Source organism: Actinomycetes bacterium (assembly GCA_036000965.1).
GTDB lineage: Bacteria > Actinomycetota > CALGFH01 > CALGFH01 > CALGFH01 > DASYUT01.
Window position 1 is genome coordinate 1 of record DASYUT010000235.1, and the last position, 3446, is coordinate 3446.

General features: G+C 70.5%; 2 protein-coding genes. One reads left to right on the forward strand and one right to left on the reverse strand.

The genetic code is table 11. The annotated features are described in order from the left end of the window. Positions 1–337 precede the first annotated feature (337 nt). Positions 338–2455, forward strand: coding sequence for an EAL domain-containing protein (locus VG276_21110; GenBank protein HEV8651825.1), 2118 nt, complete (start codon positions 338–340; stop codon positions 2453–2455). 348 nt (positions 2456–2803) lie between these two features. Here the strand turns inward: VG276_21110 and VG276_21115 are convergent. Further along, positions 2804–3446 (reverse strand): NAD(P)-dependent alcohol dehydrogenase (locus VG276_21115; GenBank protein ID HEV8651826.1); only part of this gene is annotated, 643 nt, incomplete at its 5' end.

Below are 3446 nucleotides of genomic sequence, written 5' to 3' on the forward strand. Positions count from 1 at the left end.
CTGGATCATCGGTGGCAGCGGACCCCCCTACGGCGGCGCAGACCGGTCGTCCTGCAGTTGACTTCTCGGACGTCCGGCGGACCACCTTTAGGGGCCTCCGGGGATACCTCATGACCGTCCCCGGGGAGAGCCTCAACGACCATCCCCGGGGAGAGCCTCAACGACCATCCCCGGGGGAGATCTCAACGGGACCCCCCCGGGGAGACCTCAACGGCCCTGACAGGTTTGCTCGGGCGACGCCGTCTCCTTGACGCCGTCTCCTTGACGCCGTCTCCTTGACGCCGTCTCCTTGACGCCGTCTCCTTCAGGTGCCGTGCCTGGTGTCGATCGTACGGGCATGAACACGCTCCGTGGTCGCTGCAAGCGTGCCCGGCCAAGCCGGTTCCTCGGGCACATACCGGATAGCCAGCACGACGGCTCGGGCAGGCCGGTAGGTCCTGCCGAGCCGAAGGGCCTGCGAGCTGCAACGACGACCACGTACAGTGGCAGCCGGTCCCGATCCAGGGTTCGGGCCTGGCTGGCGCTCCTCATCGCCGCGCTGGTCGCCGTTGCGGCCGGCTACGGCATCACCCGGGTCCACGACTACGCCGCCGGCCGCGCGGAGCTGCAGGTCCTCCTTGGCCAGCTGGAGACCGCGACCCGCCACCAGAGCGCGCTGGAGTGGCAGGCGATCGCCCAGCAGCGCCTGTCGCCAGAGCTCAGCGAGAAGCAGCGCGAGGTCGATGCGGCGGCCCACCGGCTGGCCGAGCAGCTGCAGGTGCGCGACTCCACAAGCGACCAGGCCCGGGCGGTCCACGACGCGTTCGCGCGCTACGACGCCGCGGTCGAACAGGAATTCGCGCTGCTGGCCAAGGGGGCGCTTGCCGCGGCCGAGCAGGTCGACGAGCAGCGGGTCGATCCGGCCTTTGCCCGGCTGGCCGGGGCGCTGGCGGCCGCCGGGCGGCACTACGGGGCCGTCGCCGAGTTAACCACCCGGCGGGCCGACCTTGGCACCCAGGTCATCCTGCTGGTGGCGGCCAGCATCATCGGCGCGCTGGTCTGGCGGTTCCAGCGGGCCAGGTCGCAGGCGGCCGTGCTGTTGGCCTACCAGGCGCGGCACGACCCGCTGACCGCGCTGCCCAACCGGGCGCTGCTGGCAGAGCACCTTCAACGAGAGCTCGCCCGCGCCGGCCGGCGCAACCAGGCGGTGGTGCTGCTGTGGCTGGACCTGGACGACTTCAAGGTCGTCAACGACAGCCTCGGCCACCACGCCGGCGACCAGCTGCTGCTGGCGGTCGGCGAGCGCCTGCGCGCCTGCCTGCGCCCCGGCGACCTCCCGGCCCGCATGGGCGGCGACGAGTTCACCGTGCTCCTGGCCGACCTGACCGGCCTGCAGGACGCCATCCAGGTGGCCGAGCGGGTCGGCAGCGAGCTGGGCGCCCCGTTCGAGGTGGCCGGCCACCAGGTGATCGTGCACGCCAGCATCGGCATCGCCGAGAGCCTCCCCGGCCAGACCACCGCCGAGGAGCTGCTGCGCAACGCCGACGTCGCCATGTACGAGGCCAAAAAGCAGGGCAAAGGCCAGTACCAGATCTTCACCCCTGGCATGGACAGCGTTGCCTGGAAGCGGCTGGAGCTCGAGGCCGAGCTGCACGTTGCCCTGGAACACGGCCAGTTCGAGTTGTACTACCAGCCGATCCTTGACCTCGAAAGCGGCGCGGTCAGCGAGCTGGAGGCGCTGGTGCGCTGGGACCACCCCAGCCGCGGGCTGCTGCCACCGGCCGACTTCATCCCCCTGGCCGAGCAGACCGGCCTGATCGTGCCGCTGGGGGCGTGGGTGCTCGACGAGGCCTGCCGGCAGCTGGCCGCCTGGCAGCCGCGCGACCAGCACCAGGCACCGCTGGGGCTGAGCGTGAACCTGTCGGCCCGGCAGCTGCGCGAGCGCCACCTGCCCGAGCGGGTCGCCCAGGCGCTGGCCTCTTCTGGGCTGGACCCGCGTCGGCTCACCCTGGAGGTCACCGAGACCAGCATGATCGACGACCTCGAGACAGTCGCGACGACCCTGCGGGCGCTCCGGGCGCTTGGCGTCCGCTTCGCCGTCGACGACTTCGGCACCGGCTTCTCGACGCTCGGCGCGCTCAAGCACTACCCGGTGGACTGCCTGAAGATCGACCGCTCGTTCATCGACGGGCTGGGCAGCGACGCCCAGGACACCGCCATCGTCCACGCGGTCGTCGCCTTCGCCAAGACCCTCGGCCTGCCGGTCACCGGCGAGGGCATCGAGACCGCCGAGCAGCTCGAACAGCTCCGGGCACTGGGCTGCGACCACGGGCAGGGCTACTACTTCGCCAAGCCGCTGCAGCACGGCAGCGTCGAGCCGTTCCTCGACGCCCACCAGTCGTCGGCTGCGCGTTCCGCAGACCACGACGCACAACCGCCACGGTCGGCCGCACCGCCACTGACCGAGCCGGTTTGAGACAAGGACAGGCTGTTGCCCAAAGGCGGCGTGAGCAGCTCGTCAGCGGCCTTCCGGGACGAACCAGGCGAGGTGGCCATGCACGATCCCTCACGCTGCCGCCAGCGCCACCGTCACCCGTCAGCAGGCGTGAACGCCATGCCGGTGTGCCCGGACGACGTCGGCCACCAGGTCCCACCCCATGGCCATGTACGTCTCCGGGGTTGTTCGAGGTCGACGGCTGTCCCTGGGAATGTCGTGGCTCCCCGGACTCATCGGGCCAGGCATTGCGGGTGTACGTCACTTGGTCGACGTCACCGGCGGGCGGTTTTCGGCCGGGATGTGGTGACGTGAGCGGTGGTCCGCGCGTCAGACGGTGATGACGACCTTTCCTCGGGCGTGCCCCTGCTCCAGGTACCGGATGGCCTGGGGGGCCTCGCTCAGCGGGTAGGTCCGGTCGATGACCGGCGTGATCTTCCCGGCTTCGATGAGCTCCTTGAGGACGAGCATGTCCTCGTGGTTCTCCTTGGAGATGAAGGTCCCCAGCTTCTGGCCCAGGAACGGGGACAGCATGAGCGCCCGGATCTGGCGATCGGTTCCGCCGAGCCACCGACCGTCCGTCTCGCCTCCGACGATGACGAGCGTCCCCTTCGGGGCGAGGGCCCGCCGCAGGCGTGACAACGACGGGTTCCCGCCGATGTCGAGGATCACGTCGTAGCGCTGCTCCCCCTCGGCGAAGTCGTCACGCGTGTAGTCGATGACGTGGTCGGCACCCAGGGAACGGACCATGTCCACCTTCGTCGTGCTGCACACGCCGGTGACCTCTGCCCCGAACGCCTTGGCCAGCTGCACGGCGTAGGTCCCCACGCCTCCCGACGCACCGATGATCAACACCTTCTGGCCGGGCTCGACCCGCCCGTGGTCGCGCAGGCCTTGCAGGGCGGGCAAGCCGGAGATGGCGACCACCGCCGCCTGTTCGAAGGTGAGGTTCGCCGGCTTGGGCGCCAGCTTG